The organism is Nonomuraea sp. NPDC003727, assembly GCF_053586935.1.
Genome location: NZ_JBSFNE010000014.1, coordinates 146,287 through 152,496, shown reverse-complemented (window position 1 = coordinate 152,496; position 6,210 = coordinate 146,287). Strand labels below are relative to the sequence as shown.

Sequence of the window (6,210 nt, the reverse complement as noted above, 5' to 3'; positions counted from 1 at the left end):
CCGGGCGCAGGAGGGCGAAGCCGGGGCACAGGAGGACGCGGCCGGGGCACAGGAGGGCGAAGCCGGGGCACAGGAGGACGCGGCCCGGGCGCAGGAGGGCGAAGCCGGGGCACAGGAGGACGCGGCCGGGGCACAGGAGGGCGAAGCCGGGACGCAGGAGGACGCGGCCCGGGCGCAGGAGTGCGTGGGCTGGCGCTACCCGCTGCTGGTCAAGGCGTCGGCCGGGGGTGGCGGGCGCGGCATGCGCGTCGTCAGGGCGCCCGGCGAGCTGGAGGCGGCCCTGGCGTCCGCGGAACGGGAGGCGGAGTCCGCCTTCGGCGACGGCACCGTGTTCGTCGAGCCGCTGCTCGAGCGCGCCCGCCACATCGAGGTGCAGGTGCTCGCCGACGTCCACGGCACGGTGTGGGCACTGGGCGAGCGGGAGTGCTCGATCCAGCGCCGCCACCAGAAGGTGGTGGAGGAGTGCCCCTCCCCCGCCGTCACTCCCGCGCTGCGCGAGCGGCTGGAGGCGGCGGCGGTCGCGGCCGCCACGACGATCGGCTACGTCGGCGCGGGCACGGTGGAGTTCCTTGTCAAGGACGACACGATCGCCTTCCTGGAGATGAACACCCGCCTGCAGGTGGAGCACCCGGTGACCGAGCTGGTCTACGGCGTCGACCTGGTGGAGCTGCAGCTGCGCGTCGCCGAGGGCGAGCGGCTGCCGGACGCCAGGCCGGCGCCGCGCGGGCACGCGGTCGAGGTCAGGCTGTACGCGGAGGACGCCGCCCACCTGCCCCAGTCGGGGGTGGTCGAGCTGTTCGACATCCCGGGGCCGGTCCGGGTCGACTCCGGCGTCGAGTCCGGCACGGTCGTCTCCACGCACTACGACCCGATGCTGGCGAAGATCATCGGGTACGGCGGGAGCCGTACCGAGGCGATCAGGAAGCTGGCCGCCGCGCTGGGCAAGGCCCGCGTCCACGGCCTGGCCACGAACCGGTCGCTGCTGCTGGACATCGTGCGGCACCCGGCGTTCGTGGCGGGAGAGACGCACACGGGTTTCCTCGACCAGCACGACTTCCCGGGTCCCGCCGCGCCCACCGCCCTTGAGGCGCTGGCGGCGGCGCTGGCCATGGCGGCCCGCAACAGGAGCGCGGCCACCGTGCAGCGCGGCCTGCCGTCCGGATGGCGCAACGTCAGGTCGCAGCCGCAGGTGGCCAGGTTCGAGGAGATCGAGGTCTGCTACGACCCCGTGCCGGAGGAGGTGACCGTCGTCAGCGTGACGCCGCACCAGGTGGTCGTCGAGGTGGACGGCGTGCGCCGCGCGTTCGCCGTCGCCCACCACGGCGGCCGCGTCCACGTCGGCGACACCAGGCTCACGCCGCTCCCCCGCCTGCCCGAACCCGCCGAGCACCACGCCCCCGGCTCCCTACTGGCCCCCATGCCGGGTAGCGTGCTGCGCGTCGAGGTCGAGCAGGGCGACGCCGTCGTCAAGGGGCAGGTGGTCCTGGCGCTCGAAGCGATGAAGATGGAGCATCAGATCGCCGCACCCGCCGATGGGGTCGTCGCCGCCGTCATGGTGGAGAAGGGCTCGCAGGTCGAGGCGGACGCCGTGCTGGCGGTCATCGAGGAAGGGGAAGCATGACGCGCCTGGTCCACAAGGAGCTGAAGGATGGCATCGCCACCATCACCCTCGACTCTCCGCCCAACCGCAACGCGCTGTCGGTGCGGCTGCTGGGCGATCTCGAGGACCGGCTGAACTGGGCGCTGGCCGAGCCCGAGGTGCGGGTGATCGTGCTGACCGGCACCGGCACGGTGTTCTGCTCGGGCGCCGATCTGAAGGAGCAGCGCATCGAGCCCGCGCGCGGCGTGAGCGACGCGCCCGTGACCGCGTCGTTCCCGGAGATCATGACGCTGATCTGGGAGAGCCCCAAGCCGGTCATCTGCCGCATGAACGGCACCGCCCGCGCCGGTGGCCTGGGCCTGGTGGCCTCCTGCGACTTCGCGGTCGCCCCGCTGACCGCGTCGTTCGCCTTCTCCGAGGTACGGCTCGGCGTGGTGCCCGCGATGATCTCGGTGCCGGTCCTGCGGCGCCTGGAGGCCAGGGCCGCGGCCGAGTACCTCATGACGGGCGAGGTGTTCGACGCGGCGCGGGCCAGGGAGATCGGCCTCATCAACCGGGCGGTGCCGGTGGAGGAGCTCGACGCCACCGTCGCCCACTACGCCGAGATGCTGGTCAAGGGCGGCCCCGAGGCGCTGGCGATCACCAAGCGCCTGGTACGCGACCTGCCCCAGGTCTCCTTCGAGGAGGGCCTCAGGCAGATGACGGCGCTGTCGGCCCAGCGCTTCACCTCCGAGGAGGGCCAGGAGGGCATCGCCGCCTTCATGGAGAAGAGGCCGCCGAGGTGGTGCTGAGGATCGCCAACTGCAGCGGCTTCTACGGCGACCGGCTGTCGGCGGCCCGCGAGATGGTCGAGGGCGGGCCGATCGACGTGCTCACCGGCGACTGGCTGGCGGAGCTGACCATGCTGATCCTGGCGGGCAACCGGTCGAAGGGCCGCCCCGGCTACGCGCCGACCTTCGTCAAACAGATGGAGCAGGTCCTCGGCACCTGCCTCGAACGCGGCATCAAGGTCGTCTCCAACGCCGGAGGGCTCGATCCCGAGGGGTGCGCGGCGGCGGTCGAGAACCTGGGGCTGGGCGCCAAGGTCGCCTACGTCACCGGCGACGACGTCACGGGGCACGACCTCGACCTGGTCAACCTCGACACCGGTGAGAAGCTCGCCGAGCCCGTGCTGACCGCCAACGCCTACCTCGGCGCCCGGCCCATCGCCGCCGCACTGTCCGCCGGCGCCGACGTCGTGGTCACCGGCAGGGTCACCGACGCCGCACTGGTCACCGGTCCCGGCATCTGGCACTACGGCTGGCGGCCCGGCGACCTCGACGCCCTGGCCGGTTCGGTCGTGGCCGGGCACGTCATCGAATGCGGCTGCCAGGCGACGGGCGGCAACTACGCCTTCCTGCACGAGGTGCCCGACCTGGCCCACTGCGGCTTCCCCCTCGTCGAGCTGCACGAGGACGGCTCGTCGGTGATCACCAAGCATCCCGGCACCGGCGGCACGGTCTCGGTGGGCACGGTCACCGCGCAACTGCTGTACGAGATCGGCGCGCCGCGCTACCTCGGGCCCGATGTGGTGGCCCGCTTCGACACCGTCCAGCTGGCGCAGGAGGGGCCCGACCGGGTGCGCGTGTCCGGGGTGAAGGGCGAGCCGCCGCCCGGCACGCTGAAGGTGGCCGTGAACTATCTGGCCGGGTACCGCAACACGATGACGCTCGTGCTGACGGGGCTCGACCTGGAGGACAAGGTCCGGGTGGCGCAGGAGGCGATCTGGGCCAGGGTGCCGCGCGAGTCGTTCGAGTCGGTGGACGTCTCCTTCGACCCGCCGCTGCTGCGGATCACCGTCATGGACCGTGACCCCCGCCGGGTGGGGCGGGCCTTTTCCTCAGCCGTGGTGGAGACGGGCCTGGCCAGCTATCCGGGCTTCTACGGCCTGGCGCCGCCGGGGGACGCCACGCCGTACGGCGTGTACTGGCCGACGCTCGTCCCCGCGGCCGAGGTGCGTCCCAGGGTCTTCGTCGGCGGTGAGGAGGTCGAGCTCCCACCGGGGGACGGCCCGTCGCCCGCCGTCGATGCCCCGGCCGGCAGACCGCTCACCGCGGGCAGTCCGGCCGACACGCCGCTCACCGGGGATACCCCGGCCGGCCAGCCAACCGCCGTCGGGGCCCGCGCCGAGGCGGGGCCGTCGCGGTGGGACGGGGGCGGGAGGCCGACGGTCGCCGCGCCGCTGGGGCGGATGGCCGGCGCCAGGTCGGGAGACAAGGGCGGCAACGCGAACCTCGGCGTGTGGGTGCGCACCCCCGAGGAGTACCGGTGGCTGGCCGAGACGCTGACCGTCGAGCGGCTCGGGGCCCTGCTGCCCGCGCTGCGGGACCATCCGATCGAGCGGTACGAGCTGCCCAACCTCAACGCGCTGAACTTCGTCGTCCACGGGCTGCTGGGCCGGGGTGTCGCGGCGAGCACCCGGCTCGACCCGCAGGCCAAGGCGCTCGGTGAGGAACTGCGCGCCCAGGTGGTGGAGATCCCGGACAGCTTCCTGCGCGCCCACCGCTAGCGGCCCCTGACGGCCTGGTTCTCCAGCGCCCGGCTGAACGGCCGGCGAGGCTCCACCGGACGCGCCGGCCGACGGGGCCGGACCCATGGATCCGCAGGACGTGCCGGCCGACAAGCCCAGACCCATCGGTCCGCAGGACGTGCCGGCCGACAAGCCCAGACCCATCGGTCCGCAGGACGCGCCAGCCGACAAGCCCAGACCCATCGGTCCGCAGGACGCGCCAGCCGACAAGCCCAGACCCATCGGTCCGCAGGGCGTGCCGGCCGGCGCGGCGAGAGCCGTCTGGCCCGTTGGACGGTGGCGTCAGGTGGTGGCCCGGGCGGCGAGGAGGGCGGCGCCGAGCAGTCCGGCACGCGGGCCGAGCGCCGACACCTCCACGCGAGGCGGGTGCCGGAAGGCCAGGCGGCCGGCGAGGCCCGCCCGCAGCGGGGCGACCAGCGCCTCCCCCGCCTGCGCGAGCCCTCCCCCGATGACGATGATCGCCGGGTCCAGCAGCAGCGTGTAGGTGGCCAGGGCCAGGGCGAGGGCCGCCACGGCCTCCTGCCACACCTGGCGCGCCACCGCGTCGGTGCGGGCGAGCACCGCCGCGGCCGAGGTCTCCCCGCAGCGGGCGGCGATCGCCGCTGCCGAAGCGTAGGCGGCCAGGCAGCCACGCTGCCCGCAGCCGCACGGCAGCCCGTCCGGATGGACCGGGATGTGACCGATCTGCCCCGCCCATCCGCTCGCTCCGCCGTACAGGGCTCCGTCGAGCGCCATCGCGCCCGCGATGCCTGTTCCGATGGGCAGGAACAGCACGTTCGGCTCGTCGCGGGCGGCGCCGTAGGCCAGCTCGGCCGCGCCGGCCGCGCGCACGTCATGGCCGAGCGTGACGGGCAGCGGCACGTCCGTGAAGGCGGCGGCGGGCACGTCGCGCCAGCCGATGGCGGCCGAGAAGACCGCGTGCGTGGGCGTGACCAGGCCCGGGACGGCCAGGCCCACGGCGGTGGGCCGCAGCCCGCCGCGCGGCGCGGCCAGGTCGGAGACGAAGGCGGAGATCGCGGCGATCACCGCTTCGGGCCCGTCGGCCCGCGGTGTCGGGCGGCTCTCGGCATGGAGGACGGTGCCGTCGCGGACGAGCCCGCCCTTCATCGTCGTCCCACCGACATCAACTGCTACAACACACTTCATTCGCATATCGTTACTCATTTGCTATAAAAACGATATGCGGTTCTGGATCGTGACGGCGTTCGGCATCGCGACGGTGGTGGCGTGCTGCGCCATCCAGGCCGGACACGGCCTCCTCACCGAGGAGCGGTGGACGGAGGCCGCACGCGCGGCGGTCATGCTCCTGGCCGGGGCGTGGACCGGAGCGCGGCGGGAGACCAGGACCATCGGCATGATCTTCATGTTCGGCGGCCTGCTGGGGCTGGTCGGGCTGGTGAGCGACCTGCCGGGGGTGCGCCTCGACTCCGGCCAGGACGTCGGCCTGGAGACCTGGCTGCACTTCTGGATCTGGCTGCCCCAGGTGATGGCGCCGCTGCTGCTGGTCACCCTCCCTCTTCCCGGACGGTCGACCGGTCTGGCCGTGGCTGACCTGGCTCTCGGTGCTGGTCATCGGGTGCGCGTCGGCCTTCCTCGCCACCTACGACTGGCCGCGGGGCGACGGGGGGCAGGGCGGCAATCCGGTCTCGCTTCCGCCTGCGGTGGAGGCCGCGGCGTCGTTCGGCGCGCTGTTCCTGACCCCGGCCGCCGCCCTGCTGGTGCTGGCCTCGCTGGTGGTCAAACAGTGGGGGGACGACAGTCCCGCGGCGCTGTACCCGATCGCCGTGCTGCTGGCCGCCGTGCCGTTCGCGCTGTTGCAGGCGGTCGGCTGGTTCCCCGCCTTCCACGCCGCCGCCATCGCCGCGGGTAGCGCGGCCGTCGGCGCGGGGACCGGTGGGGCGGCCAGGCCGACGGCGCGCCCCTCATGGCTGCCCGCATGGGTCAGGGCGAGGCGCGTCGTCTGGCGATACGAGCGGAACAACCACGACGGCCGGCGGCGTTCGTCCGGTCGATGAAGGGCGCACCGTCGATTTGTCACCGA

6 protein-coding genes are annotated in these 6,210 nt (G+C 73.7%); 4 read left to right on the top strand and 2 right to left on the bottom strand.

Annotated features, from left to right (window positions below; genetic code table 11):
• The 3 genes from ACWDLG_RS32475 to ACWDLG_RS32465 all read left to right on the top strand — a co-directional run.
• Positions 1-1,621: ATP-binding protein (locus ACWDLG_RS32475; protein WP_449927434.1), on the top strand; the 1,621-nt coding region annotated here is incomplete at its 5' end.
• Positions 1,618-2,391 carry an enoyl-CoA hydratase-related protein gene (locus ACWDLG_RS32470; RefSeq protein WP_449927431.1) on the top strand — a complete coding sequence of 258 codons (774 nt, stop codon included), beginning with the start codon at positions 1,618-1,620 and terminating at the stop codon, positions 2,389-2,391. The genes ACWDLG_RS32475 and ACWDLG_RS32470, both read left to right, overlap by 4 nt.
• A complete protein-coding gene (locus ACWDLG_RS32465) occupies positions 2,382-4,148 on the top strand; it encodes an acyclic terpene utilization AtuA family protein (protein WP_449927429.1) in 1,767 nt (588 codons plus the stop codon). The genes ACWDLG_RS32470 and ACWDLG_RS32465 overlap by 10 nt, the downstream gene beginning before the upstream one ends.
• Before the next feature lie 303 nt (positions 4,149-4,451).
• Here ACWDLG_RS32465 and ACWDLG_RS32460 read toward each other — a convergent pair whose 3' ends face one another.
• The gene (locus ACWDLG_RS32460) at positions 4,452-5,315 is read right to left on the bottom strand and encodes an ROK family protein (RefSeq protein ID WP_449927426.1); all 864 of its coding nucleotides are present in this window, start codon (positions 5,313-5,315) and stop codon (positions 4,452-4,454) included.
• 21 nt (positions 5,316-5,336) lie between these two features.
• Positions 5,337-5,678, bottom strand: a complete 342-nt coding sequence (locus ACWDLG_RS32455) for a hypothetical protein (RefSeq protein WP_449927423.1) — start codon at positions 5,676-5,678, stop codon at positions 5,337-5,339.
• 53 nt (positions 5,679-5,731) lie between these two features.
• Between ACWDLG_RS32455 and ACWDLG_RS32450 the strand changes: the two genes are divergently transcribed.
• Entirely contained in the window at positions 5,732-6,184 is a 453-nt protein-coding gene (locus ACWDLG_RS32450) for a hypothetical protein (protein WP_449927420.1), read from the top strand.
• Positions 6,185-6,210 lie beyond the last annotated feature (26 nt).